At 46.9% G+C, this 26,575-nt stretch carries 28 protein-coding genes; 12 read left to right on the top strand and 16 right to left on the bottom strand.

What is annotated here, in order from left to right; all coding sequences use genetic code 11:
• Positions 1 to 35: 35 nt before the first annotated feature.
• The gene (ychF, locus tag HYN48_RS10460; RefSeq protein ID WP_108371449.1) at positions 36 to 1,130 is read right to left on the bottom strand and encodes a redox-regulated ATPase YchF; all 1,095 of its coding nucleotides are present in this window, start codon (positions 1,128 to 1,130) and stop codon (positions 36 to 38) included.
• Between the two features lie 171 nt (positions 1,131 to 1,301).
• On the opposite strand from ychF, the gene HYN48_RS10455 reads away from it, so the two are divergent.
• Positions 1,302 to 1,835 (top strand): hypothetical protein, encoded by a 534-nt coding sequence (locus tag HYN48_RS10455; RefSeq protein ID WP_108371447.1) that lies wholly within the window; start codon positions 1,302 to 1,304, stop codon positions 1,833 to 1,835.
• A gap of 48 nt (positions 1,836 to 1,883) precedes the next feature.
• On the opposite strand, the gene HYN48_RS10450 is transcribed toward HYN48_RS10455, so the two are convergent.
• On the bottom strand, positions 1,884 to 2,234 hold the full coding sequence (locus HYN48_RS10450) for a 4Fe-4S dicluster domain-containing protein (RefSeq protein WP_108371445.1): 351 nt from the start codon (positions 2,232 to 2,234) through the stop codon (positions 1,884 to 1,886).
• Positions 2,235 to 2,359: 125 nt separating this feature from the next.
• On the opposite strand from HYN48_RS10450, the gene HYN48_RS10445 reads away from it, so the two are divergent.
• From HYN48_RS10445 to HYN48_RS10425, 5 genes are all read left to right on the top strand, one after another.
• Positions 2,360 to 3,421: an acyl-CoA reductase gene (locus HYN48_RS10445; protein ID WP_108371443.1), complete on the top strand. Its 1,062-nt coding sequence runs from the start codon at positions 2,360 to 2,362 to the stop codon at positions 3,419 to 3,421.
• A gap of 132 nt (positions 3,422 to 3,553) precedes the next feature.
• Positions 3,554 to 4,624: a 3-phosphoserine/phosphohydroxythreonine transaminase gene (gene serC / locus HYN48_RS10440; protein WP_108371440.1), complete on the top strand. Its 1,071-nt coding sequence runs from the start codon at positions 3,554 to 3,556 to the stop codon at positions 4,622 to 4,624.
• A gap of 73 nt (positions 4,625 to 4,697) precedes the next feature.
• Positions 4,698 to 5,660, top strand: coding sequence for a D-2-hydroxyacid dehydrogenase (locus HYN48_RS10435; protein WP_108373557.1), 963 nt, complete (start codon positions 4,698 to 4,700; stop codon positions 5,658 to 5,660).
• Between the two features lie 62 nt (positions 5,661 to 5,722).
• Positions 5,723 to 6,160, top strand: a complete 438-nt coding sequence (locus HYN48_RS10430; protein WP_108371438.1) for a DUF6146 family protein — start codon at positions 5,723 to 5,725, stop codon at positions 6,158 to 6,160.
• A gap of 29 nt (positions 6,161 to 6,189) precedes the next feature.
• Positions 6,190 to 6,507 (top strand): DUF6787 family protein, encoded by a 318-nt coding sequence (locus HYN48_RS10425; RefSeq protein WP_108371435.1) that lies wholly within the window; start codon positions 6,190 to 6,192, stop codon positions 6,505 to 6,507.
• Positions 6,508 to 6,524: 17 nt separating this feature from the next.
• Here the strand turns inward: HYN48_RS10425 and msrA are convergent, their stop codons facing one another.
• Positions 6,525 to 7,178: a peptide-methionine (S)-S-oxide reductase MsrA gene (gene msrA, locus HYN48_RS10420; protein ID WP_108371433.1), complete on the bottom strand. Its 654-nt coding sequence runs from the start codon at positions 7,176 to 7,178 to the stop codon at positions 6,525 to 6,527.
• A gap of 183 nt (positions 7,179 to 7,361) precedes the next feature.
• Here msrA and HYN48_RS10415 point away from each other — a divergent pair, with 183 nt between their 5' ends.
• Positions 7,362 to 8,024 carry an ABC transporter ATP-binding protein gene (locus tag HYN48_RS10415; protein WP_108371431.1) on the top strand — a complete coding sequence of 221 codons (663 nt, stop codon included), beginning with the start codon at positions 7,362 to 7,364 and terminating at the stop codon, positions 8,022 to 8,024.
• Between the two features lie 83 nt (positions 8,025 to 8,107).
• Entirely contained in the window at positions 8,108 to 8,956 is an 849-nt protein-coding gene (locus HYN48_RS10410; RefSeq protein ID WP_108371429.1) for a hypothetical protein, read from the top strand.
• Here HYN48_RS10410 and HYN48_RS10405 read toward each other — a convergent pair whose 3' ends face one another.
• On the bottom strand, positions 8,957 to 9,730 hold the full coding sequence (locus HYN48_RS10405) for a TIGR02757 family protein (protein WP_108373555.1): 774 nt from the start codon (positions 9,728 to 9,730) through the stop codon (positions 8,957 to 8,959).
• A gap of 108 nt (positions 9,731 to 9,838) precedes the next feature.
• Between HYN48_RS10405 and HYN48_RS10400 the strand changes: the two genes are divergently transcribed.
• The gene (locus tag HYN48_RS10400; protein ID WP_108371427.1) at positions 9,839 to 11,188 is read left to right on the top strand and encodes a DEAD/DEAH box helicase; all 1,350 of its coding nucleotides are present in this window, start codon (positions 9,839 to 9,841) and stop codon (positions 11,186 to 11,188) included.
• A 54-nt stretch (positions 11,189 to 11,242) separates the two neighbouring features.
• On the opposite strand, the gene lpdA is transcribed toward HYN48_RS10400, so the two are convergent.
• Positions 11,243 to 12,649 carry a dihydrolipoyl dehydrogenase gene (lpdA, locus tag HYN48_RS10395; RefSeq protein WP_108371424.1) on the bottom strand — a complete coding sequence of 469 codons (1,407 nt, stop codon included), beginning with the start codon at positions 12,647 to 12,649 and terminating at the stop codon, positions 11,243 to 11,245.
• A 167-nt stretch (positions 12,650 to 12,816) separates the two neighbouring features.
• On the bottom strand, positions 12,817 to 14,733 hold the full coding sequence (locus HYN48_RS10390; protein WP_108371422.1) for an amino acid permease: 1,917 nt from the start codon (positions 14,731 to 14,733) through the stop codon (positions 12,817 to 12,819).
• Positions 14,734 to 14,947: 214 nt separating this feature from the next.
• Here HYN48_RS10390 and HYN48_RS10385 point away from each other — a divergent pair, with 214 nt between their 5' ends.
• The 3 genes from HYN48_RS10385 to HYN48_RS10375 all read left to right on the top strand — a co-directional run bounded on the left by HYN48_RS10385 (position 14,948) and on the right by HYN48_RS10375 (position 16,220).
• Positions 14,948 to 15,583 carry a peroxiredoxin gene (locus tag HYN48_RS10385; protein WP_108371420.1) on the top strand — a complete coding sequence of 212 codons (636 nt, stop codon included), beginning with the start codon at positions 14,948 to 14,950 and terminating at the stop codon, positions 15,581 to 15,583.
• A gap of 65 nt (positions 15,584 to 15,648) precedes the next feature.
• A complete protein-coding gene (locus tag HYN48_RS10380; protein WP_108371418.1) occupies positions 15,649 to 15,966 on the top strand; it encodes a thioredoxin family protein in 318 nt (105 codons plus the stop codon).
• On the top strand, positions 15,963 to 16,220 hold the full coding sequence (locus HYN48_RS10375) for a DUF6952 family protein (RefSeq protein ID WP_108371416.1): 258 nt from the start codon (positions 15,963 to 15,965) through the stop codon (positions 16,218 to 16,220). The genes HYN48_RS10380 and HYN48_RS10375 overlap by 4 nt, the downstream gene beginning before the upstream one ends.
• A gap of 246 nt (positions 16,221 to 16,466) precedes the next feature.
• On the opposite strand, the gene HYN48_RS10370 is transcribed toward HYN48_RS10375, so the two are convergent.
• The 10 genes from HYN48_RS10370 to HYN48_RS10325 all read right to left on the bottom strand — a co-directional run bounded on the left by HYN48_RS10370 (position 16,467) and on the right by HYN48_RS10325 (position 26,364).
• Positions 16,467 to 18,002, bottom strand: a complete 1,536-nt coding sequence (locus HYN48_RS10370) for a YifB family Mg chelatase-like AAA ATPase (protein WP_108371414.1) — start codon at positions 18,000 to 18,002, stop codon at positions 16,467 to 16,469.
• Between the two features lie 141 nt (positions 18,003 to 18,143).
• A complete protein-coding gene (locus HYN48_RS10365; RefSeq protein ID WP_108371412.1) occupies positions 18,144 to 20,186 on the bottom strand; it encodes a protein-disulfide reductase DsbD family protein in 2,043 nt (680 codons plus the stop codon).
• Positions 20,164 to 21,489, bottom strand: a complete 1,326-nt coding sequence (gene tilS, locus HYN48_RS10360; RefSeq protein ID WP_108371410.1) for a tRNA lysidine(34) synthetase TilS — start codon at positions 21,487 to 21,489, stop codon at positions 20,164 to 20,166. The genes HYN48_RS10365 and tilS overlap by 23 nt, the downstream gene beginning before the upstream one ends.
• Positions 21,490 to 21,500: 11 nt before the next feature.
• Positions 21,501 to 22,802 (bottom strand): anthranilate synthase component I family protein, encoded by a 1,302-nt coding sequence (locus HYN48_RS10355; RefSeq protein ID WP_108371408.1) that lies wholly within the window; start codon positions 22,800 to 22,802, stop codon positions 21,501 to 21,503.
• Positions 22,803 to 22,842: 40 nt separating this feature from the next.
• Positions 22,843 to 23,385 (bottom strand): hypothetical protein, encoded by a 543-nt coding sequence (locus HYN48_RS10350; protein ID WP_108371406.1) that lies wholly within the window; start codon positions 23,383 to 23,385, stop codon positions 22,843 to 22,845.
• 44 nt (positions 23,386 to 23,429) lie between these two features.
• A complete protein-coding gene (locus HYN48_RS10345; RefSeq protein WP_108371403.1) occupies positions 23,430 to 23,735 on the bottom strand; it encodes a DUF3892 domain-containing protein in 306 nt (101 codons plus the stop codon).
• Positions 23,736 to 23,944: 209 nt separating this feature from the next.
• Positions 23,945 to 24,649 (bottom strand): response regulator transcription factor, encoded by a 705-nt coding sequence (locus HYN48_RS10340; protein ID WP_108371401.1) that lies wholly within the window; start codon positions 24,647 to 24,649, stop codon positions 23,945 to 23,947.
• Positions 24,646 to 25,410, bottom strand: a complete 765-nt coding sequence (locus HYN48_RS10335; RefSeq protein ID WP_108371399.1) for a sensor histidine kinase — start codon at positions 25,408 to 25,410, stop codon at positions 24,646 to 24,648. The genes HYN48_RS10340 and HYN48_RS10335 overlap by 4 nt, the downstream gene beginning before the upstream one ends.
• Positions 25,392 to 26,042, bottom strand: a complete 651-nt coding sequence (locus HYN48_RS10330; RefSeq protein WP_108371396.1) for a hypothetical protein — start codon at positions 26,040 to 26,042, stop codon at positions 25,392 to 25,394. The genes HYN48_RS10335 and HYN48_RS10330 overlap by 19 nt, the downstream gene beginning before the upstream one ends.
• Positions 26,043 to 26,052: 10 nt before the next feature.
• On the bottom strand, positions 26,053 to 26,364 hold the full coding sequence (locus HYN48_RS10325; RefSeq protein ID WP_108371394.1) for a hypothetical protein: 312 nt from the start codon (positions 26,362 to 26,364) through the stop codon (positions 26,053 to 26,055).
• Between the last annotated feature and the right edge of the window lie 211 nt (positions 26,365 to 26,575).

The raw sequence follows: 26,575 nt of genomic DNA, 5'->3' as shown, positions 1-26,575 counted from the left end.
TCGAATTTCCTGAACCATCGGATTTTACTGTCCGATTACACGTTAAACCTGAAATGCATGACGTCGCCATCCTTGACAATATATTCCTTGCCTTCGACGCGGAATTTCCCGGCTTCTTTTACCTTGGCTTCGGAACCGTATTGTACATAATCGTCATAGGCGATCACTTCTGCGCGGATGAACCCTTTTTCAAAATCGGTATGGATGACGCCGGCTGCCTGTGGCGCTGTGGCCCCGATATTGACGGTCCAGGCCCTGACTTCCTTAACGCCGGCGGTGAAATACGTTTGTTGCTGCAGCAACTTGTACGCCGCACGGATCAGCACCGATGCGCCCGGCTCTTCCAGTCCGAGATCTTCCAGGAACATCTTGCGTTCCTCATACGTTTCCAGTTCAGTGATATCAGCTTCAGTGCCAACAGCGAGGACAATGACTTCCGCATTCTCGTCCTTAACGAGTTCCCGTACCTGCTCCACGTAGGCATTCCCGGTTGCGGCAGACCCCTCGTCGACGTTGCATACATACAATACCGGCTTGGATGTAATCAGTTGGAAATCCTGCATCAATTCTTCCTCATCATTATTGTTAGGCTGAACGGTACGCGCAGACTTGGCCTGCAATAGTGCTTCGCGGACGCGGTTCAGCAGCGTTTCTTCCGTCTGGGCTTCCTTGTTCCCTGTCTTGGCGGCGCGCTTTACTTTTTCGAGCCTTTTATCTACGGTTTCGAGGTCTTTGAGTTGCAGCTCGATGTCGATGGTTTCCTTATCGCGGATCGGGTTGACGTTGCCGTCTACGTGAACGATATTGTCATTGTCGAAACACCGCAATACATGGATGATGGCATTACATTCCCGGATATTTCCCAAAAACTGGTTACCAAGCCCCTCCCCTTTACTCGCACCCTTCACCAGTCCTGCGATGTCAACGATATCCACGGTTGCCATAACGACACGTTCCGGCTTCACCAACTCTTCGAGTTTCGCGATACGCGGGTCCGGCACATTTACCACGCCGATATTCGGTTCGATGGTACAAAACGGAAAGTTTGCGCTTTGGGCTTTGGCATTGGATAAACAATTGAACAAAGTTGATTTTCCTACATTCGGTAATCCGACAATTCCTGCTTTCATTGAAAGGTATTTTTTTTAAAAGTCCGCAAATATAGCGATTTTAGATTTAAGAAATCCGGGTTAATATCGTCGTGATGTTGTTCATTCTGATAAATTTCAAAGAAATTCCGTAACACATTTCGCACAAACGGCTCGTAGTTTTGTCAGGTATAAATCAGAAAACTAAACATTATGAAAAAGATACTTTTAAGCGCGATGATGCTGTTCGGACTGAACGCAGTGGCACAAAACAAGAACATCACCAATGTGACCAAAACCACGGTGACAACCGTCAAAGACTCAGACGGAGAAAAGAAACAAGTTAAAAAGGAAAATGTTCAGGAAGTCCAGAATATTGAACTTCAGAATGCCGAGTCGAAAGAACTCAACAAAGACTTAAAGCCTACACCGGTAGAGGTTACCTCAACCACGCAGATCACCAACCCTGACGGCAGTACGCGTACCGTCGACGTCGACCGTTCATCATATTATGAGTCAAACGGCGTCAAATATGACGTAAAATTAGACGCACAGGGCTACACGGTCAATGCACCTTCGTTCCAGAAACCTGCCTTACTCAGGAAAACGTCAACGAACAGTTACATTTATCGTGGCAAAGACCAGACCTCAATCGGATACTTTGATACCAACGGCAACCTGATCCTGGAGACCTACGACGACAGGTCAGATAAGGTAAGTACGCAAACCTTCACAAAAGTAAAATAAATACCTGCCCCTTAAACGAAAAATCCTGAGCATAACTCAGGATTTTTTTTATTCATTATGGAGAAACGCCTGCCGGTTTAGCAATGTCTCTTCACTTTCAACATGGTTGTCGTCAGGTACGCAACAGTCAACCGGACAAACGGCGGCGCACTGTGGCTCTTCGTGAAACCCTTTACATTCAGTGCATTTTCCGGGCACGATGTAGTAAATGTCGTCTGAGATCGGGGTTTGCGGGTCGTCGGCATCCACGGTCTCACCAGATGGCAAAACAACCTTCCCGCGCAGCGCCGTGCCGTCTTTGTAACGCCAGTCGTCCGCACCTTCATATATCGCCGTATTTGGGCATTCCGGCTCGCAGGCTCCGCAATTGATGCATTCGTCAGTTATGATGATGGCCATTTTTCAGATTTTAGTGTTCAATGGTGAGGGCAATGGAAAAGCGTTGCATGCAACTTGTACCCTGTACCAAAATGAACTAATTTTGCGCAAAATTACATCCAAAACAATTCATAAGCAAATCATCTATGACTTTAGCAGATAAAAAAGCGGCTTTGGTGACGCTGGGCAAATTCCTGTCACAATTTTCCGCAAATGGCAATGTCGCGAACCATGAGGTGCCGCACAACGAATTGTTTTTTTCCGCTTTTGCTGATCTGATCCAGTTATCACAATCGCACAATGGCTGGTATACTCCGGAGCAGGTACATTTCGCAATCAGCGCGTGGGCGGAGGCTTTGACACTGGAAAATCTTGAAAAATGGCTTTCGCAGTACCCAATTGAACCGCACGAACCAAAAACAGTCGCCCTTATTCTGGCAGGAAATATCCCTTTGGTCGGATTTCACGATGTGCTGTGCGTACTGCTCAGCGGACACAGGGCGCTGGTGAAACTGTCGTCGAATGACCAGAAACTCCTGCCTTTCCTTGCCAATTACCTTATCGCGGTCGACGCCGGATTTGCAGAACTGATTTCGTTTACTGACGGGAAACTAGAAAACTTCGACGCGGTGATTGCGACCGGGAGTAACAATACGGCGCGTTATTTTGAATATTATTTTAAGGACAAGCCTTCGATTATCCGGAAAAACAGGAATTCGGTTGCCGTGCTCGACGGCGGGGAATCCAGGGAACAAATGGTGGCGCTGGGCGAAGACATTTTCAGGTATTTCGGACTCGGATGCCGCAATGTTTCAAAAATCTTCATTCCGAGGGATTATGACTTTGACCGTTTCTTCAACGGTATGTTCCCTTACAGCGATGTAATTAAATATGAGAAATACGCCAATAATTATGACTACAACAAGGCCGTTTTCCTGATGAGCAATTTCAAGCTGCTCGATAACGAATTCCTGACAATCAAGGAAGATCCGGGTTACGCCTCCCCGATTTCGAGTGTCTTTTATGAATATTACGACGACCTGACTTCCATCAAATCGAAACTCGGGAACGACCGCGACCAGATCCAGTGCATCGTCTCAAACAACCTCATCGAAAACAGCGTCGGTTTCGGGCAAACCCAAAAGCCGCAGCTGTGGGACTACGCGGACGATGTCGACACCATGGCATTTCTACTTTCGCTGCGCTAACCGCCTCTTACCATCCGCCTGCCTTCACTACAACGTTTTTGTTAATAACCTTATGAAATTATTACTAAAACGCAATCATTGTATTAATTTCATTTTTGGAAATTTGCGCCTGAACCCTTATTTGATGCCAAAATGAAAAAGCACAACTACAGCGCCGGTCCGTGCATCTTGCCGCAGGAAGTTTTTGAGAAATCGGCTGCGGCCATACTCGATTTTAACAACTCCGGTTTGTCGATTCTCGAGATTTCGCACCGCAGCAAGGATTTTGTTGCAGTGATGGAAGAGGCGCGCGCCTTGGTGCTGGAACTACTCGGACTCCAGGGCAAGGGCTACCAGGCGCTGTTTATGCACGGTGGCGCCAGTCTTGAATTCCTGATGGTGCCCTATAACCTGATGAAGCAAAACGGGAAAGCTGCATATCTCGATACCGGAACCTGGGCCAATAATGCGATTAAGGAAGCCCGGTTTTTCGGGGAGCCGATGGTTGTCGCTTCGTCGAAAGCGTCTAATTACACCTTCATACCAAAAGATTTTGCCATCCCTGTTGATGACGATTATTTCCATTGCACAAGCAACAATACCATTTTCGGAACCCAAATGAAATCATTTCCCGAAACCGCTGTGCCGATGGTATGTGACATGAGTTCGGATATATTCTCAAGAACCATCGATTTTTCAAAATTCGGTTTGATATATGCGGGCGCACAAAAAAATATGGGTCCTGCAGGCGCAACATTGGTGGTCATTAAGGAAGAATTATTGGGTAGAACCGGCCGTGAGATACCAAGTATGCTCGACTACCAAAAGCATATCGCTGCCGAAAGCATGTACAACACGCCCTCCGTATTCCCGATTTACGCGTCGCTGCTCACGCTGCAGTGGCTTAAAGGTCAGGGTGGCATTGCAGGAATAGAAAAAGTAAACGAACAAAAAGCAGCACTACTTTACGCTGAAATCGACAGAAACCCGTTGTTTAGAGGGACGGCGGCGGTCGAAGACAGGAGTATCATGAATGCCACTTTCCTCCTGAATGATGAATCACATGCGCCGTTATTTGACAGTTTGTGGAAAAGCGCCGGGATTTCAGGGCTGCCCGGACACCGCTCCGTGGGCGGCTACCGCGCCTCGATGTATAATGCATTGCCATTGGAAAGTGTCGAGCTTTTGGTAGCGGTCATGAAGGAACTGGAAACAAAAATATAAATCTGAAAATTAAGGTCACCAAAAAAACTTGGATTAAATACCCGGTTTTCAAATTATCCAAATAATAAGAATGATGAAAGTATTAGCTAACGACGGACTATCAAAAAGCGGTATCAATGCGCTCGAAAAAGCCGGTTTCGAAGTCATTACGACCAAGGTTGCCCAGGAACAGGTTGCAAATTTTATTAATGAAAATAACGTATCGGTATTGCTCGTACGCAGTGCGACCAAGGTCAGGAAAGACCTTATTGACGGATGTCCCGGACTGAAAGTGATTGGGCGCGGTGGTGTCGGAATGGACAATATCGATGTCGACTATGCGCGCGCAACGGGCAAACATGTCATCAACACCCCGGCCTCTTCGTCAGAATCGGTTGCGGAATTGGTATTCGCCCATTTGTTTACGGGTGTGCGTTTTTTGCAGGATGCCAACAGGAACATGCCTTTGGAAGGCGACACCAATTTTGAAGGACTTAAAAAGGCCTATGCCAATGGTACGGAACTTCGCGGCAAGACCCTTGGGATCATCGGCTTTGGACGGATTGGCCAGGCCGTGGCTAAAATGGCGTTGGGCCTTGGTATGAAGGTAATCGCCGCCGACAAATTTTTGGGAAAGGCTGAAATCAAGGTCGATTTCTACAACGGGCAGTTTATCATTGTTGAAATCCCTACCGAGCCACAGGAAGACCTCTTCAGGCATTCGCATTTTATTACTCTGCATGTCCCGGCACAAGATGGGTATGTAATCGGGGCGGCAGAACTCAGTCAGATGCGCGACGGCGTGGGCATTATCAATTGTGCGCGCGGCGGTGTCATCGACGAAGTGGCGCTGATCGATGCGCTTGATCAAGGAAAGGTTTCGTTCGCGGGGCTGGATGTTTTTGAAAGCGAACCCACACCCGAAATCCAAATCCTGATGCATCCCAAAATTTCGCTGACGCCACACATCGGGGCAGCGACGAATGAGGCCCAGGATCGGATCGGCACTGAACTTGCTGAACAGGTAATCAGTATTTTAAAAACGGAAAATAGTTAAAGAGAATACGTTAAAGTTACATCAGGCACCCGAACAGGGTGCTTTTTTTATTATATTTAAATATGAAAAAGATTGTTGTAACGACCCTGCTGCTGTCCTCGATCATGGCAGCCTGCATCGCCTCAAAAAATGGTGCGCCGGGCCAACCCGGAAAAGATGCCGCCATGGCTGTAAATGATACCGTCAGGATTGCCAATGACGAACTGGAATATGAAATCATCATCATTGATCCGGGCTTCAACTCTTGGTTCAATTCGTATGCCAAACCACGCAATTTTTATTCTCAGCCCTATCTTGAAGCACGCAACAGGGTTTGGGTCAGCGAGTGGAACATCAGGGCATCCTCACCGCTTACATACGGCGATCTTTACGGCATGCGGATCGACTACAACACGAATATCGACTACGGTTATGAAGTGAATTATATGCTGTTCAACTACATGACGTATTTCCAGATTGTGAATAAGGTGCAGCTGGGCGGTTTTGCGCCAAGGATATAAAATTGTATTTTTGGATATAAATTAAACGAATGAGCAAACTCAAACAACGCTGGGGCATTACATCGAATTTTCAGATGGCCGTAATCTTTGTTGTTTTTGCCATCAATGGTACGCTGTCTGCAGAAATCTCGAAGCTGCTCATGGGCCTGCTCGGTATCAGTAAGGCAACCACCCCAACCTATTTGTATTATCCTTTATTACTTGTGCTGGTCCTGCCGCTGTATCCATTCCTGCTGATGGCTGTCGGGTACCTGTTCGGCCAGTCGGCGTTTTTCTTTCCTTTCGCCAGGAAAATGTTGCGAAGCATCGGACTTGGTTTCGTTTTCGGCACAAAAAAAACTCCCTGAGCGGGAGTTTGTATTTTTTACTTCTTGAGCTTGTCCTTGAAATGTTCCCTGACTTTTTTGACTTTCGGGGTAATCACATAATGGCAATAGGACTGGCCCTTGTTCTGATTGTAGTAATTCTGGTGGTAATTTTCAGCAGGGTAAAATGCTACGGCCGGAGACACCTTGGTTACGATCGGATTGCTGTAGGTCTTTGCGGCTGTAAGTTGCGCGATATAGTCCTCTGCAGTCTGTTTCTGTGCGTTGCTGTGGTAAAAAATCTCACTGCGGTATTGTGTCCCGATGTCATTACCCTGGCGGTTCAGCGTCGTGGGGTCATGCGTTGCGAAAAACACCTCCAGTAATTCGCCGAACGAAATTTTCGCGGGATCAAAAGTGATTTCTGTGGCTTCGGCGTGCCCGGTGGCGCCTGAGCTGACCTGCTCATATGTTGGATTCGGCCTCGCGCCACCCGTGTAACCGGATACGACCGACTTTACTCCATCCAATTCTAAAAAAATTGCTTCTGTACACCAAAAGCATCCGCCGGCAAACGTGGCGACTTCCATTCCGTCCTGTGTATTCATCTTTATGGGTTGATTTGTTTGTGCTGTGACCGCTTTGTTTTCTTTCGCCTTGGATTGGCAGGCAATTCCGAAAAATGCCAAAATAAGAACCGATACTTTTTTCATAATGTGGGATGTTTCACAAATATACGTAATGAGGAAAATACGGTTTCCGCTTTAACGAAATTTTAATTTGAAAGCAAGTAATGGAACGAACCTGGTGTAGTCAGGATGCAGGAAACGTACAATTGATCGTTTCCCGTTTTGCAACCCAACAGTCTTTCCGTTATCTTTGCCAAAACCCAAACCATGATCCAGGCGAAAAACATCCATAAGCATTACGGGGAACTACATGTACTGAAAGGCGTGGATCTGCACATCCGTAAAAGCGAAATCGTATCAGTGGTCGGTGCATCAGGCGCTGGAAAAACGACGCTGCTGCACATCTTAGGTACATTGGATAAAGCCGATGCGGCCGATTCCACCCAATTATTGATCAATGGCGAAGATGTATTGCAGATGAACGACAAAAACCTCTCGCGCTTCCGGAACGTGAATTTAGGTTTTATTTTTCAGTTCCACCAGCTTCTGCCAGAGTTTACCGCGCTCGAAAATGTCTGCATTCCGGCTTACATTGCCGGCAAAGGCAAAGCGGAAACCGAGGCCGAAGCCAAAAAACTCCTTGACTATCTCGGACTTTCGCACCGCGTGTCGCACAAGCCCGGTGAGCTGTCAGGCGGTGAGCAGCAACGGGTCGCCGTGGCGCGCGCCCTGATCAATAAGCCTGCCGTTATTTTTGCAGACGAACCTTCCGGGAATCTCGACACCGCTTCCGCAGAAAACCTGCACCAGCTGTTTTTCAGGCTGCGTGACGAGTTCAGCCAGACGTTCGTCATCGTAACCCATAATGAAGAGTTTGCGAACATGGCCGATCGGAAACTGGTGATGTCCGACGGGAATATCGTGGGATAATTTTAACGTTTGGTGCGGTAAATCCGTAAATTGACCCCTCACGGCTTCGCTACCTTTATACTATTGCCACGATAGTATACGCCATGAAATCTCTAATCGCCTATTTTATAATCTGGGTGTTGCAAAGCTGCTCTGCCCCTGCGTCGGACACACTGGATGAGGCCGGCAATTGTCCAAAGTCCGCTCTTCCGCCCATAAGCGGCGAAACGCTTCCTGCCGACATCGACACCGACGTTATTTCGATACAATTAGCACGCGCTGAAAACTTTCGAAGGTCGTTGTCCTGCGATTTACAGGCATGGACAGCGCGCTATCCTAATTTATATGCCATTATCCTGAATGATTTCCTGGACGATTATACTGCAACCCACCGGGCGCTGGCAAAGCGGCAGATATGGTCGATGACATACAATGACAACTACTCAGGTGATGGATTTTTTGCTGATGCAGATACCGCTGCGCCGATTGCCAACGATAATCTTCAACTCATTCCGCAGAAAATTTTATCTGGCAACGGACAGGTATCGATTCACTTTGGCATCACGTCAAGCGATGGTGGTTATGCGCGGCAAAAGGTGTCGGTTGCGTTATGTCAGGTACTTTCCGATGCCCTGAAACTCGCAAACACCCAGCTTCCTAAAAACCAGCTAATAAGCGCAATCGAAATCAAATCCACCACAAATGGCAACCATCTTACCGACAGCAACCATTCGAAGAAAACCGCGATGGATATCAGTCAGATCAATGGCGTCCCTATAGCATTTTCGCCTCCCGAAACCATTGCATTGCTGCAAACTTCATTTGATGCCCAACCTCAGATCAGGGAAAATTTCGGTCCTGCATTCAAACATAAAACCTCCGCAGATGGGTCACGCAACAATTACTTCAAAATACCGGGCCATTTCGACCACATCCATATATCGGTTCAATGACTACGGAAGGATACTTTTCTCAAAAGCGCCAATACCAAAAAGTGCGTAATCATATTTTACCGGATCCAAAGGGTCGAAATCGCGCAGTTTGGCATCTAGCTCGGCCAACGCCCTGCCGTCATTCTGCTTGCGTGTAATGAGGCCCAGACTTCGTGCGATGTTCCCCGAATGCACGTCGAGTGGGCACGACAAAATCGCAGGCGAAACGGATTTCCATATACCCAGATCAACGCCGCGCCGGTCTTTCCGTGCCATCCAGCGCAGGAAAAGGTGTATGCGTTTCGCAGCGGAATTGGTTGCGGGATCGGCGATATGTTTGCGGCTGCGGGGCAGGTGATCGATTTCGAAAAATAATTTTTTAAATTCAGTAATGCTTTGGTGCAGGTAGCCTCCGGCCTGGTTCAGGACAAAAACCTGCTCCATGCCGCCGTGGTTCTTGTAAATGTGCTGTAAGCCCACGATAAAAGACCTTAAGTCAGCGGCATTAAATGTACGGTGTACAAAGCCATCCATTCGGTCCAGGTCTTTTTCCTTGTGGGACATTACAAAATCGTAGGGCGAATTTCCCATCAATTCCATCATACGCGTGGCACTTCTGATCACTGATTTGCGATTTCCCCAGGCTACGGTCGCCGCAAGGAACGCAGAAATTTCAATATCTTCTTTGATGGTAAACAGATGCGGGATCTGTACGGGATCGGATTCGATAAATGCGGGATTGTTATAATGTGAGGCTTTCTCATCGAGAAAATCCTTCAACTCGGTCGCAGTCATTCCTGAAATGTTGTTCTTTTGCATCTGCTATTTTTACGCCTGCAAAGGTAACGCAAATTCGTAGCCCGCATTGTCCATAAAATCAATACCTTTGCCGAAAATTACGCAATGGCTACATTTGAACAGTTCAACCTTCCGAAATCATTACAGAAAGCAATTGACGAACTCGGGTTTGTTACCCCTACACCGATCCAGGAGAAGTCTTTTGCTTTGATCATGTCGGGGCGCGACATGATGGGAATTGCTCAAACCGGAACAGGAAAGACATTCGCTTACCTTTTGCCTCTGCTGAAATTGTATAAATTTTCGCCCACGCATACGCCAAAAATTGTCATCCTTGTACCCACCCGTGAACTGGTCGTCCAGGTTGTTGAGGAAGTCGAAAAACTGACCACTTACATGTCGGTGAGGACACTTGGGATTTACGGCGGCGTCAACATAAATACCCAAAAAACTGCTGTTTATCAGGGTATTGACATTCTTGTGGGTACGCCGGGACGCGTTATGGACCTGGCTTTGGATAATGTAATCCGTTTTGATGAAACAAGCAAGCTCGTAATCGACGAATTCGATGAGATGCTTAACCTGGGTTTTCGTCCGCAAATCACCTCGATTTTAGCCATGATGAAACCCAAGCGCCAAAACATCCTGTTTTCGGCTACGATGACCGATGAGGTCGATGCCGTATTAAACGACTTCTTTGATTTTCCTGAGGAAGTCAGCCTGGCCGCTTCAGGGACACCATTGGAAAATATCACCCAGCGCGCGTATCCCGTGGTGAATTTCAATACCAAAATCAATTTGCTCAAGGATTTGCTGCAAAAGGATGACAGCATGAGCCGTTTGCTGATTTTCGTCAACAACAAAAAGATTGCCGATATGCTTTTCGACAATATTGACGAAGCATTTCCGGGCGAATTTGGCGTCATCCATTCCAACAAATCACAAAACTACCGGCTTAACACGATGGCAGAATTTCAGCAGGGACACCTGCGCGGGATTATTACAACCGATATTATGGCACGTGGACTGGATATTTCTGACATTACGCACGTGATCAACTTTGAGATGCCGGAAATGCCGGAATTGTACATGCACCGTATTGGGCGAACCGGGCGTGCCGATGCGACCGGAACTGCAATCAGCCTGTACACGGCGCGCGAAGAAGAAATGAAACTCGAAGCCGAAGTGCTGATGAACAAGGAAATCGAATTACTCCCGTTCCCTGAAGATGTAGCGATTTCTGATAAACTCATCGGACCGGAAAAGGATAAGCAGCCGGTAAAATTCCTGATGAAAAAACCGAAACTCGAAGGCGACGGCGCGTTCCACGAGAAATCGAAGAAAAACCAGAAGGTGAATCTCGGCGGGCCGTCTAAGACAAAAAAGAAAACCCACGGCTCTGTAAACCGAAACATGCTCAGGACACAGACCGCTAAAAGAAATAAAAAGAAATAGTTTGAATAAAAAACCCGCCAACTAAGGCGGGTTTTTTTATACTGATAAAATGCATCAAATGTGTAGCGACCGGTTATCGGTTGCCCCTAACGCGGCTTCTTTGACCGCTTCGGCGTAAGTTGGGTGTGCATGCGACATCCTCGCAATGTCTTCAGCGGAAGCCTTAAACTCCATTGCGGTTACGGCTTCGGCAATCAAATCGGCCGTACGTGCGCCGATCATATGAATGCCTAAAACCTCGTCGGTTTTGGTATCGGCCAATATTTTTACGAATCCGTCCGTATCACCGCTGGCGCGCGACCTACCGAGCGCTTTGAACGGAAAACTTCCTGTCTTGTAGCTAATCCCTGCCTCTTTGAGCTGTTCTTCGGTTTTACCTACTGCAGCCACTTCAGGCCAGGTGTATACTACGCCCGGGATCAGGTTGTAATCGATGTGTGGCTTCTGCCCGGCAAGCGTTTCGGCAACAAAAACCCCTTCTTCCTCGGCTTTGTGCGCCAGCATCGCCCCTTTGATCACATCTCCGATCGCATAAATATTCGGAACGGTCGTCTGCAAATGATCATTTACCTCAATCTGTCCCCGTTCAGTGACTTTCACTCCGGCTTTTTCAGCCGCAAGTCCGTCCGTGTATGGCCTTCTGCCGACCGCGACCAATGCGTAATCGCCGTCAAGGGTAACTGTTTCACCTTTGGCGTTGTCCGCCTGAACCTGTACGTTAGCGCCGTCCCTCGTTACGGATTTCACTTTATGCGACGTATAGAACTTCATCCCCTGCTTCTTGAGTACTTTTGTCAGTTCTTTCGAAAGTCCGCCGTCCATACCCGGAATAATCCTGTCGAGGTATTCCACTACAGACACTTCTGCGCCAAGCCTCAGGTACACCTGACCGAGTTCCAAACCGATCACACCACCGCCAATGATGATGAGATGCTTAGGCACTTCTTTGAGTTTCAGCGCCTCGGTTGAGGTGATGATACGCTCTTTATCGATACTGATAAATGGCAGGCTCGCGGGTTTAGATCCCGTAGCGATGATGGTGTATTTTGCCTCAAGGACTGTCGACGTACCGTCATTTTTAGCCACCTTGACGTGGGTAGCGTCTTCAAATGAACCCACACCTTCGAAAACAGTAATCTTATTCTTGTCCATCAGGTATTTAATTCCCGATGTATTTTGATCGACCACGGTGCCTTTACGGGCAATCATCTGGTCGATGTTGAATTTGATTTCGCCTGAAATTTCAATACCGTGCTCTGCAAAATGGGATTTGGCATCATGATAATGGTGAGACGAATCAAGCAAAGCCTTCGAAGGAATACAGCCAACGTTAAGGCAGGTGCCTCCCAAAGTGCTGTATTTTTCGATGATGGCTGTATTGAAACCGAGCTGCGCGCAACGGATTGCAGCTACATAACCGCCAGGTCCTGAACCAATAACGACAACGTCAAATGAACTCATGGTATATCTTTTTAGTTTTTTAAATTTTGAAGCACAAATTTAAGGATAATTAGCGAATTAGCCGATGAGGAAAACCGTGAAATGGCGTACCAACTTAAAACCCAAAATAACAACAACTGAAGGCCATTGTTTTTGAGCTGTTGCGATACCCTTTCATACCAAGCCGGTTAAGTTCTTGCGATTTGCCCGAGCCTGCTGTGGCGCCTGCTGTAGCCGAAATAAATTACCAAACCGATAATGAGCCAGATGGTGAAATAAATCCAGTTCCATACACTCAGTTCGGCCATCATGTAGAGGCAGCTGATTAGTCCAAGCAGCGGTATCAGGGACAGATTCCTGCGATACGTCCAAACCAGTAGTGCCAATAGCACGACCAGGAAAATCCACATCGGGATCTTGTGTTTGAACAATGAAAAGCCGGATTCATATTTAAGCGAATCAGGGATCGGTAATGACGCGACCACAATTTCGTAATCCCCTGCCTGCTGGTGGCTTGCGAGTGCGTTTTCGAGATCGGCATTACCCTGTTCCTGTGGAATGAGCACGTTGTGTACTGCCATCGCCTGTTCCTGATTTAATGACGTGACAATGTCGGCAGGCCCGAACACCTGCTTTTCATTGGTCAGGAAATCCATCGTCGCCTTATTGTTAATCGTGAAAGCGATCGTGATCCCCGCAATAAGCAATATCGGGTAAATAAATTTGGCATTGATGTAAGGTGTCCTGAATTTGCCACGTGGGATGTCTTTCTTATTCTGCAGTACCAACACGCCTGCGCAGACCAGTACAAAGGCAAATAACGTCCCGATACTGCAAAGATCGGTTACCATCGTGAGGTTTAGGAAAAGTGCGGGAATTGCCACCACAAAACCCGTGACAATCGTTGCGTACGAAGGCGTTTTGAACCTCGGGTGTACACGTGAAAATTTTGCCGGTAGCAAGCCATCGCGGCTCATGCTCATCCAGATTCGCGGCTGTCCCATCTGAAAGACCAACAACACGCTGGCCATCGCGACCACGGCACTTACCGCGATAATGCCTGACATCCACTTCAAATCCAGTTTCTCAAAAACATAGGCCAGCGGATCGCCCACATTCAGGTTACTGTAATTGACCATACCTGTAAGCACCAATGCTATCACCACGTATAATACGGTACAAATGATGATTGCCCACATCATGCCCCTGGGCAGATCACGCTGGGGATTTTTGCACTCCTCGGCTGTTGTGGAAATGGCATCGAAACCAATGTATGCAAAGAAAACTGCCGAAACGCCTTTTAACACCCCCGCGACACCGTTTGGCGCAAACGGATCCCAATTGTCAGTATCCACATAAAAAACGCCAACTGCGATCACGAGTAGGATGATACAAAGTTTCACAACAACCATCAGGTTACTGGCGTTTCTTGATTCTTTCATTCCGCGGTACACGAGGTAAGTGATCAGGACAATAATGAATAAGGCGGGCAAATCTGCCACAAAGTGTAGCGGGCCTAGTACCGGCGCCGTTTTCCAGGCGATGTACGCGTTTTGCAGCCCTTCGCCCAGACTGTCAAAGGGTTTGCCCGTCGCCATCAGGGCGGTCGCGTCCTTGAAGCCATTAGAGGCCGTCAGGTAATCCATTTGTATCCATTGAGGCAGGTCAATCCCTCCACTCTTGAGTAATCCCGTAAAATAGTCGCTCCATGAAATAGCGACCGTGATATTCCCTATAGCATATTCCATAATCAGCGCCCAGCCGATGATCCACGCGATTATTTCACCAAAAGCCACATAGGAATAGGTATATGCACTGCCCGAAACCGGTACCATTGACGCGAACTCGGCATAGGCGAAAGCGGCAAACCCACATGCGAGCGCCGTAAAAAGAAACAGGAATATTACTGCCGGACCTCCATCTGCACTGGCTTTACCAATGGTACTGAATATCCCTGCACCGACGATGGCCGCAATCCCAAACGCAGTCAAGTCTCGGGTTGTCAGGTGCTTGCCGAGACTGTTATGACCGTCCGATTCATTTTTTTCAACCTGTCGTAAGATGTCCTGTACTGTTTTTTTCCGGAATAAATCTGAAAATGCCATATTGAGTTTTTTCGAATAGGAAACAAATATATATTATTTACATGTTGCTTGGCATACTTTAAGCTGTTTGGCTTAGATAAGTCACCTCATAAGCATTATGAAAATAGTCATACGCTATCGATAAATAAATATTAATCATAATAAACTATCGACACTAAGCGGTAATCGGAATACATTTGCAACATAAAATTTATAAACCTTAATTATAATTCCTATGTCATTAGTCGGTAAAAAATTCCCAAACATCAGCGTTGACGCCATTTCGGAAATGGGCGACAACTTAAAGATCAATGTTTTCGAAGAAGCGGTAAACAACAAGAAAAAAGTACTCTTATTTTGGTACCCGAAAGATTTCACATTTGTTTGCCCGACCGAATTGCATGCATTCCAGGCAGCACTACCTGAATTTGAGAAAAGAAATACCATGGTCATCGGGGCATCCTGCGACACCAACGAGGTGCATTTCGCCTGGTTGAATACACCAAAGGATCAGGGCGGTATCGAAGGAGTTACATACCCCATTCTTGCTGACACGAACAGGAACCTGTCAAACATTCTGGGAATCCTCGATATAGAATCCACAAGCTACAGCGAGGAAACGGACTCAGTGATCATCGAAGGATCGAATGTTACCTTCAGGGCGACTTACCTGATTGATGAAACGGGTAAAATTTTCCACGAAAGTGTCAATGACATGCCGCTGGGCCGTAATGTAAACGAGTACCTGCGACTGCTTGATGCCTATATCCACGTTCAGGAGAAAGGCGAAGTGTGCCCGGCCAACTGGGAAGAGGGCAAACAGGCGATGTCTGCTACCAGGGAAGGTGTGGCGTCTTACTTAAGCAACTAACGATACAGTCCGCATTTGCAGAGGAAAATCGCTGCGCGCGCGACCTAATCTTTAAACTAAAAATTATGCTAATCGAGTTAAACGAGGATACGCTGCAAAACGTAGTGTCTGAAAATCCTAAGGTGGTCGTGCAATATTCTGCATCATGGTGCGGCAATTGCAGGATCATGAAGCCTAAGTTCAAAAAAATGGCAGCTGAAAACGAGTCGATGACCTTCGTGATTGTCGATGCGGAAAAGTCACCGGAATCGAGGAAACTTGCCAACGTGTCGAACCTTCCGACGTTTGCCACTTTCATCAACGGAAAGCTTGTGAATGAAACCCAGACCAACAAGGCCGAAGTCTTGGCCGAATTGGTGGATGAAATCGCTGCTGCCTTATGAAGCTGCCCGTATTAAAACATTTGACACAGTTCATTGAGGACAACGACCAGGATTACCTTGTCGAAACGATCGAAGTTTTGGAATCCCTGACCGAAGTCCCCTCCTTGAAAGATGAGGAGCTCGACGTAATCGGCGAACTGATTTCAAATATGTACGGCGCGCTGGAAGTCCACAAAATGGTGCGTGAAGGCATGGATAAGAAAGAGGCCTTAAACGCTTTTATGAAAAGGGTTTTAGGGTCGATTGATAAGTAGTTTTAGATTTTTTTATAATGAAAAGCCTCCGCTATGGGGGCTTTTTTATTGCAGATTTTAAGGCATCTTCCCTATCTATGCTATCTGATTCGGCTTCTTATACATTCTTGAAGTTAAGTCGGTCAACATTTTGGACTTTCTAATCCTGTCATCCTTTTTTTTTTCACAAACAAGCCTTTTCGATGTAGGAAAAAAATAAATTTTTACAGTCAAAGAAACTATTTTGCCGGGAGAGCCGAAAATCACCTACCCCAACCAGCCATCCCGATCCAAACTCCTATACTGTATCGCCTCAGCGATATGCGAAGGCCCCACAAGCTCCTGATTGTCCAAATCGGCAATAGTACGCGATACCTTAAGGATACGGTCATAAGCCCTAGCAGAAAGGTTCAGCCGCTCCATAGCGGTTTTCAACAATTGCAGCGAAGCCTCGTCAAGCTTGCAATATTCGCGAATCAGTTTGGTGCTCATTTGCGCATTGTAATGCACTTTCTCCGTTCCCGAAAAACGCTTCGTCTGGATTTCACGGGCTTTGATGACTCTTTGCCTGATTTCTGCGCTGCTTTCAGATTTTCGGTCATCGGACAACTTCTCAAACGGCACGGGAGTGACTTCAATATGGATGTCAATCCGATCCAATAACGGCCCTGAAATTTTTCCAAGATAGCGCTGCATTTCATTTTGCGAGGCATTCGAAGGGGAATCGGGGTCGTTAAAAAATCCACCCGGGCTGGGATTCATACTCGCCACCAACATGAATGAGGAAGGATATGTAATCGTAAATTTCGCCCGTGAAATAGTGACTTCGCGGTCTTCGAGCGGCTGCCGCATCACTTCGAGCACGTCCCGTTTGAATTCGGGCAATTCATCAAGAAACAGCACCCCATTGTGCGCCATAGAAATCTCTCCGGGTTGTGGATAACTGCCCCCGCCAACAAGCGCAACGTTTGAAATCGTATGATGCGGACTCCGGAACGGCCTCTGGTTCATCAGCCCGGCTTCCTTGAGTTTGCCCGCCACGCTGTGGATTTTTGTGGTTTCGAGCGCTTCCCTAAGCGTCATCGGTGGGAGGATGCTCGGCAGACGTTTCGCAAGCATCGTCTTCCCTGCTCCCGGCGGGCCTATCAATATGATGTTGTGTCCGCCGGCAGCGGCAATCTCCATACAGCGCTTGATGCTCTCCTGTCCCTTAACGTCCGAAAAGTCGAACTCTGGAAAATCCAGCGTCCTGAAAAATTCCGAACGCGTATCAATCACCGTTGGTTCGACCGTAGGATTTCCGGCAAAGAAATCGATTACTTCTGACACGTTGCTGATACCATAAACGTCAATCCCATCTACAATCGCAGCTTCATTCACATTCTGTATCGGCAGGAAAAAGCCCGTAAAACCTTCCTCGCGCGCCTTGATCGCAATTGGCAGTGCGCCTTTGATGGGTTGCAGGCTCCCGTCAAGCGAAAGCTCACCCATGATGATGTACTTTTCCACTTCATCGGATTTGATCTGCCCGGAGGCGGCGAGTATGCCAACGGCCAGAGTGAGGTCGTAAGCCGAGCCTTCCTTTCGCAAATCGGCCGGAGCCATATTGATGATGATTTTTTTGCCGGGCATATTATACCCGTTGTTTTTGAGTGCTGCGGAAATGCGGAAACTGCTTTCCTTAATGGCATTATCGGGAAGGCCCACGAGATGGTACCCGATTCCCTTGTCCATATTGACTTCAACAGTGATGGTTGTGGCTTCCACGCCAAAAACGGCGCTTCCGAAGATTTTGATGAGCATGGCGTATAAAAATTTATCTGGCGTTTAGTGGGATAAAAATAAAAAAATCCGCCAAATAAATAGTTACCGATTGTAAAAGTTTCAACAATGCACCTCACGTCAGAATCCGCTTCGTTGCCAGACTCATTCGTTTTTGCGTGATTATTTCCTGAATTTCGAAACCCCGTCCTGAAGCCATTTGTAATAGGTTACAACATCCGGCGTGTATGCAATCGGCTCATTGAGGTTTTGTTCGTCGTGGCCCATCAATACATAGTAAGGACGCGCATTACTTTGGTAGCGCTCCCTTTCAAAATCGGACCATTTTTTGCCAACGGTCGTAATCTCAGAACCGGTCGCTTTGGAAACATACTTTTCATTTTCAGGCAATTCGACGGCAGAATCGCCATAAAGCGAAACCAGTACGACGTCGTTCTTAAGCATGGAAAGAACTTTAGGATCAGACCACACATTATTCTCCGTCAGCCTGCAGTTCTGACAGGTTTTCCCGGTAAAGTCCAGCATCACGGGCTTGTTGACTTTTTTAGCATACGCCAGGCCTTTATCATAATCCTCAAACGAGACAATATGGTGCGGCCCATATACGGCGCCTTCAGGTAAAACCTCGAGTGCTCCGGATGTGTTGCTGCCGAAACCATCCGGACTTTCACTGTAAGTCTGCGGAGGCGGAAATGCGCTGATGAGCTTCAAAGGAGCTCCCCAAAGCCCGGGAATCATGTACACGGTGAAAGCCAGCGTCACAAGGCCGAACAGCATCCGGCCGACCGAAATATGCGATAACTTGTCGTCGTGCGGTAAGGTGATTTTTCCGAAAAGATACAAGGTCAAAGCGCCAAAAATAGCGATCCAGAACGCGAGGAACAATTCCCTGTCAAGCAGGTGCGTCTCCATCACGAGGTCGGCGCTGGAAAGGAACTTAAAGGCCAGGGCAAGTTCGATGAATCCGAAAACCACTTTCACGGTGTTGAGCCAGCCACCGGATTTCGGCATATTTTTGAGCAAGCTCGGAAACAGCGCCAGCGAAATGAAAGGCATCGCGAGTCCGAGTCCAAAGCCCAGCATCGCCATCGTGAGTATCGTAGCACCGCCGTCAGTTGACAGTACGCTGCCGAGGACAAACCCCAGCGCGGGGCCCGTGCACGAAAATGATACGATGATCAGTGTCATGGCCATAAAGAAAATGCCTACCAATCCGCCTGAATTTGACGCATTATCGGCCTTATTGGCAAGCCAGTTGGGCATGGTGATTTCAAACGCGCCAAAAAATGAAATTGCAAAAATGATGAAGATGATAAAGAAAAACAGGTTCAGATACACATTGGTCGAAATCTCTGTAAACATATTGGGATCCAACTTTTCAAATAGGTGAAACGGCACTGAAATCAGTACATAAATCGCGATGATGCAGAATCCATAAAAGAAAGCGTTGAATTTTCCTTTGGACTTGGTGCCCGATTGCTTGATGAAAAAACTCACCGTCATCGGGATCATCGGGAACACGCAGGGCGTTATCGTAGCCAGCATCCCGGCCAGGATTGCCCCGACGAAAATCAGCCAAAGACTTTGGGGGGCGCCTTTTTTCATGGGCGTTTTTTGCCCGTTAGGTTTGGCTACCGAGGTTTGTTTCACGGTGTCGGTCACCGTAGCAGCTGAAGTGACAGTGTCCGCAACTACGGCTGTAACTTCGGTCTGCACGGCATTTACGACTGCGGCACCGGACATTTTGGGGATATCAAACGTGAATGTCTTTTCGTCATTAATGCAACGGTCCTTACAAACCTGGTATTCAATGGTCGCCTTTATTTTTGCCAATGCAGGATTGGTGATTTTTACCTTCTGCTTAAACACCGCCTTGTGGCTGAAAAAAGTCTCTTCGACTTCAAACGCGTCGCTAAACGCTTTTTCGGTCTTCCCTTCCGATGTTTTTCCATTTAAAATGTAGTTTCCGGCTGCATTTGCAAACGTGACCACTGCCGGCATCGAACCGTCCGGATTTGAGTTTTGCGAATACACGTGCCAGCCTTCGTCAATGGCCCCCTCCATAACGAGGGTAAACTCATTGGCGCTGATTTTTTCTACACGTGAAGTCCATTTAACGGGGGTGAAAATTTGGGCGTTGCTCTGCGTAAAAACCAATAAAAATAATAAGGACGCGAAATGTTTAAGGGGAAATTGAAGTGTCATGAAGCGTAATTTGTAGTATGTTTTGAGTTGTATGCTGTATTTTAAAACGTTCGTCCTGCCGTAAACCGACAATCCAGACGATCTCGTCACCAGAACACAAAAGCCACGTTTGCTCTTTTTCAAAAGCGGAGCGCTTTTCGTCTTTGAAGAATTTACTTACCTTTTTGGATTTGCCATGCATGCCAAAAGGCTGAAAATCATCGCCTTCACGCCATTTTCTCAGTATCAGTGGGAAGTGGAGCAAATCCTCGTCGACAAAGATAATCGTATTGGGTGCATCTGAAATGTCGTTTACTTTGCAAAACGATAATTTTAAGGGAAAATTAACTTGCGAAGTGTTGCGTTCAATTGCAATCTCTGCTGCATCCACAGCCGAATTCGGTGCCAGCAGCAAGAATTCCCGGTCTTTCAGCAACCGGTAACCAGCACAAAACACCTGCTTTCCCGTTTGTGCATTCACCAGGTGGTAGATGTCCTCCCAAGCTGTAAAACCAAGGGGCGCAAGCCAGCTGTGGAGGTATGCCTTGTAATTCGGCAGCACGAGCAGCTCGTTGAGGTTAATTTTCTTTTGGAGCGGTTCAGCCGTCACGACCTTTCGGTACACGATTCTCGACGCGTCGTCGGCCATCGACAACGATTGTTGCAGGTACGATGCCGTATGGGCAAACGACTGCAACAGCGATGGATTGATTTCTTTCAGTAACGGGATAACGTGTTGGCGTAGTTTGTTGCGGAGGTATTTGTCAGAGGTGTTGCTGCTGTCCTCACGCCACGCAAGCTCATTTTGTCTGGCGTAGGTCTGGATCTCGTCACGCGAAAAAGGCAATAGCGGACGGATGATCTGCCCATTGATGGCCGGAATGCCGGTAAGACCCTCCGGGCCGGTCCCGCGGCTGAAGTTAATCAGGAAAGTTTCGAGGTTGTCATCGGCGTGGTGCGCGGTGACGACGTAATCAAATTTATCCTGCTCCAAAATCTCCCGGAACCAGTTGTAACGCAATTCGCGGGCGGCAAGCTGCGTCGATAGTTTGAAATCTTTCGCAAACGAAGCCGTATCGAAACGCGTTTGAAAAAACGGGATGTGGTGCGTCTCAGCAAAAGATTTCACAAACGCCTCGTCGGCATCACTTTCTTCGCCCCGCAATGTGAAATTGCAGTGCGCAATGCCAATTTCAAAGGGCAGTTTCAAAAAGAGATGCGCCAGCGCCATGCTGTCCAGTCCGCCCGAAACAGCAAGCAATAGTCGCTTATGGGTGAGGAACGGGAAATGTTCAGTGAGGTGTATCCGCAGTTTGGTAATCATTCCCAAATATACTAAAATTCGGCTTGAGGGGCATGGAGTACGGTGAACATCGCTTTGGCTTTCAGCAGGCATTCTTCATACTCCTTTTCGGGATCTGACAAAGAGGTGATGGCGCTTCCTACTGAAAACGAGAGGTATTTATCGGAAGCATTGAAGAGGATGCTCCTGATTACGACGTTGAAATCGAAATCGTCCTCGGGTGTGAAATAACCAACCGCCCCGCTGTAAAGACCACGTTTGGTTTCTTCAAGTGACTCGATAATTTTCATCGCCGAAATTTTAGGCGCTCCCGTCATACTTCCCATCGGAAATGAATTTTTAATTATTTCTATTATAGGGAATTGTGTATTCCATTCTGAAGTAACCGTTGATATCATCTGGTGCACCTGCGGAAAGCTGTAAATGCCGCATAATTCTTCCACGCAGACGCTTCCCTTCCGCGCCGTTTTTGAAAGGTCATTGCGCACGAGGTCGACAATCATGATATTTTCAGCGCGTTCCTTCGGATCCTGCCTCAAATGCGCTGCAGCAGCGCGGTCGGTGTCAGCGTCCGGATGCCGTTTTGCCGTACCTTTAATCGGCTGCGAAATGACCTTTGTGCCTGATTTCCCGAGATACCTTTCAGGAGAAGCGCAAAGGAGGTAGTGATTTCTGTTTTTGAAAAAAGCGGCAAAAGGCGGTTTGGAAATGGCATTCAGCGCTTCAAAAGTGTCTATCGGATCAATTGTAGCATTTTCGGCGTAAAATTCCATGCAGAAGTTTGCTTCATAAATGTCCCCGCGATGAATATGGTCAAGCATTTTCCCGACTTTCTCCAGGTAATTTTCCCTTGAAATGCGCTGTGCAATACGGCAAACCGTTTCCGTAGTTCGGGTATGGATATCGGTTGCGAAAATGTCACGAAGGTCACTCTGCATTTCATCACTGCATACATTCAGGTACAGGATTTCAACTTCATGCTGTTTGAATAGGAAGAGCTTTTTAGGTTGGAAAAAATACAGGTCCGGAAATCCCAGTCCGTCATGATGCCCTGAATTAAGATTTTCAACACCGTTCTTCAGGTCGTATGTGAGGTAGCCAAAAATCCAGTCCTTAGTGGAACTCTGGTACTGCCCGAGCGCATCAAAAGCGCTGACGAAATCCGTTTTTAATGAAGTAAAGGCATCTATTGCGAGGAGACACTCATAGCTGCCGTACTTTTGATCGTGTCCGTTGCTGTCAAGCAGCACGATTTCAGCACATTGCCCGGCCCAGCGCAGTAACTGCTTTTTGAAATCCACAGGCGGATTGTGAAGGGTATATGAAGTTCTCAAGCGCAAAAATTTGGCGCTAATTTACTGAGAAAAATCGGAATCAGAGTGTTGAGAGATTGCGCAAGGCCCATCCGGATTCGGCATGGAAAATATAAATATCGATTCTTTTCTCCGCATCCTTAAGATACTGGCTCCTGGCATCGGTTTTGGCCAATTCGTATTCAGCGTGCGGCTTAAAAAAAGTTTTCCATATCGGAAACAGGTCATCATAGGCGGCAGTGATTTCGTTAAGTTTGTAAGTAACCGATTCCGGTCGTGGCGCATTGACATCCTCACCGGCGTTATAGAATGAAAAATCAATGGTAATAAATGCCTGACGCTGCGCTTCGGTAAAATTCCCGTTCTTAAGGTCGTTGTCTGAAAGTTCACTCTGCACAAAGCGGAAACGCAGGATTCCCGCATTATACGATTCTTTAGTGGTGTAGAGCCGAAATTTACCATTAGCCGTCGCAACGAGCTGCTCTGCGATTTCTGTAGCCCGAGCCTTGTTGGGTACATGCTTCATTTCTTCAATCAGCTTGTAATCCTGGGCAGCTGACCTTGCGACAAACAGCAATGCAAAAAGCAATAATCGAAATTTCATTTTTGAGTTTTGTGGACAAACGAAATTACGCAAAAATTATTGCATTATCCTAACTGCAGTCCCATTGGATAATCCGGAAGCAGCAGCAGTAAGGACATATCGAACAGGTCCATTTCCGTCTTGAGGTACTTTTCAGCATCGGTACTTACGGCCACGATCACTTTAGAAAACTCCTCGTTACAATGGATGTAAAACATCCACCTACCCGATTCGATGCCGATGACAGCCTGTGCTTGAGAAATTTCCCAGGTCGTCCCATCCGGATTTACGCCGCCAATACTGGCGATTCGCTCAGCAATATTTTGGCTTGCGGATTTCTTTACAAAACGGATTTGATGGTTCGTATGCATATCGTTTAATTTATCAGGGGTTAACAATGTTAATCATTTCAAGACTTTAATGCGCCTCGATGCCTGGTAAAAATATTTAAAATATGCCAGTCGACATTAAGGGAAAAACCTATATTTTACTGCTGGTTTTAGCTTTTTTTTGAGGGAAAACCCTTAATGCGGTATGTCAAAAAACAGGAGGCGGTTAAACCGGTTTTTCCTGACTTTGGTTATAATTCGTCTACTGACAGGTAGTGATTCCGGAACGCATAGACAATGGCTCCTATGAAGTTCCTGGCATTGGTTTTGTCGAGGATGCGCTTCTTATGCCCTTCCACGGTTTTCGATGAGATGCAAAGCTGCTTCCCTATTTCCGCGCTGTTCAATTCCCGGCAGGCCAGTTTAATGATTTCGACTTCCCGCCCGCTCAGGGTATTTTTGTCAATCTTTTCAATCTGCAGCCCCGCCTGCTCTTCGACCGCATTGGGCACATCGATAGTCGATCGGTTCTGCCACAGCAACGCCTCCCTGATTACACTTCCCAGCTCCATTCCAAAATAATATCCGGTTTTCTGCAGGCTGTTGATTGCGTGTTGCAGCTGATTGGGATCTGAATTTTTTGTGAAGTAACCATGTGCTCCCAACTCCATGATTTTATGGATGCTTTCTTTGGTAGTAAGTTGTGAGACGATCAGCACCTTGATTTCGGGAAAGTTCCTGCGCAGGCTGATGCAGGTTTCGTAGCCGTCCATTTCCGGCATCTCGATGTCGAGCAGCACAATATCCGGTTTCACTTCGGTTTGATCTAACGTTTCCAAAAATACTTTTCCATTCTCAGAATCAGAAATCACCTTTACACCTTTAAACGAATTGACAAGCAGGACAAGGCTTTTCCTGAATAGCTGGTGGTCATCTACTATGGCGACTTTTATCATACCGGCGTTTTTATGACGATTAAAAAATGGTTGCCAACAGCGGTTTCCTTTTGTTGAAACGCGGCATCAAGTATCTTCAGCCGCGAACGGATATTACCCAAACCCGCGCCGTTAGAGGCTTTGTACAGACTCTCAAAATGATACGGCGTACCATCGTCAACAATTTCAATGGTCGTGGTGCTTTGCGATCCTGAACAGGTTACCGCACATTGGGAGATGTTGCCGTATTTGATCATGTTGGTAGAAAACTCCTGGATAATCCGGAGGACTTCGTACGCCGGCCCGGTCTCGAGGTGAGTATCGTTAGGCGCATAGACGCGGAAATTGATGGCAGGATAAGCCGTGTTAAGGCGGTCGAAATAGTCTTTTAACGTGGCGATCAGGCCGGAAGATTCCAGTAGCGGTGGCATCAATTTGTATGAAATTGAGCGTGTGTTCTGCAATGCCGCTTCAATTCCGGTGTGGATGCCTTTAAGGATAGCTACCTTATCGTCGTCCGCTTCCTGTGATTGGAGAATGGCAACAAAATTCCGCGCCGCATTCAAATCCCCTGACAAACCATCATGAATGTCTGCCGCAATGCGCTTGCGCTCATTCTTCTCACTTTGAAGCGAGGTCTTGAGCAGCATTTCGGCTTCTTCCCTTCTTATCTTAGCTAAATGATTTTGATAAAATAGTACGAGAAATATCAGGCCTCCGCCAAAAAAAAGCGAGACGGATGTACCTATCCACAAAATGGTATTTACTTCCTGAGTTTCCATATTCCTGCCATTAGAAAAAGCCGTAGAATGATATTGAAGGCGATATTGATCAGCCAGGTGTCCCTAAACCCTTCATGATCAGCGTCGATTAACTGGCTGCTCAGCAAAAATAAGAATATGGGACCGAACAGGTAGATAATTATGCCTGAAACAAAATAAAAATCAGGGATTTTCAGAAGTGACGTTTCGGGAATATCTTTGAAAATTCCCGTAAACCATTGTATTGCAAAAACATATACCGCGACCGTCGCAAAAGCTGACAGGTAGGCGTCGGTACGCATGCTTTCAGTGAAATTCCATTCAAAACCGATACAGAAGTACGTGAAAAGCAAAACAAAAAGGGCAGCAGCGGTGACGTAGAGCCATTTCAGTCTCCGCTGGTTTAATTGGTAGAAATACCATAGCAGCACGTAAAATTCCGTAAATGTATACACTTTGTAGTGCACCGCCGAGGGGATACGGTATATCGCTGCAAAAATTTCGTAAATGTCGGACAATAATATAATCAGTATAAACGGAAAGATGAAAGTTGGACCAAACCCCACGACTTTCTTCCGTCTCAGATAATATCCGTACAGGACAAATGCTGAAACAAAATAAATACCGAACACGATGATTTGAAACAACGTCATTTGAAAAAGATTATCTGCAAAGTGCGCTGGATGAATCGCAATAATTGGGGCATGGCAGCGCTTTATCCAGGATTACGCCGGAACACATATCGTTACCCGAGTTTGTCCCGACGATTACCGGCGTGATCTGGCCGGTCTCCTCGTCGTACCCGTTGTAAATCCGAATGCCCGTGCATCCCTCCTGCGCCAGTATCATCTTGATGTTCTCTGCAGAAATGAGGTATCCCTGTACGGCTTCGGGATATTTTGCCCGAAAGTTTCCCGTAAGCGCTAAAGCAGTTTCCAACGTAATCTGTTGTCCTGCGGTTTGATTTTGTTCCATAATTTGAGGTTTAATTGTTTGGAAGCAAAAATAAATTAAAAAAAAACAATCGGATTAGGGGTTTTTACTGATCATAATAGGTATTTATACTTCATCATTAGGTAAAAACCCTTAATATAACACTGTTTTTATTGCAAAAACCCTCGGCTGGCTCTGCAAAAATAGGCAAGCGATTAAGCGAAATTTCAGGGTTTTCAGGTATTGTGCAATG

The organism is Flavobacterium magnum, assembly GCF_003055625.1.
GTDB classification, from domain to species: domain Bacteria; phylum Bacteroidota; class Bacteroidia; order Flavobacteriales; family Flavobacteriaceae; genus Flavobacterium; species Flavobacterium magnum.
Note: the sequence above shows the minus strand (reverse complement) of the source record. Positions and strands in the feature narration are given on the sequence as shown.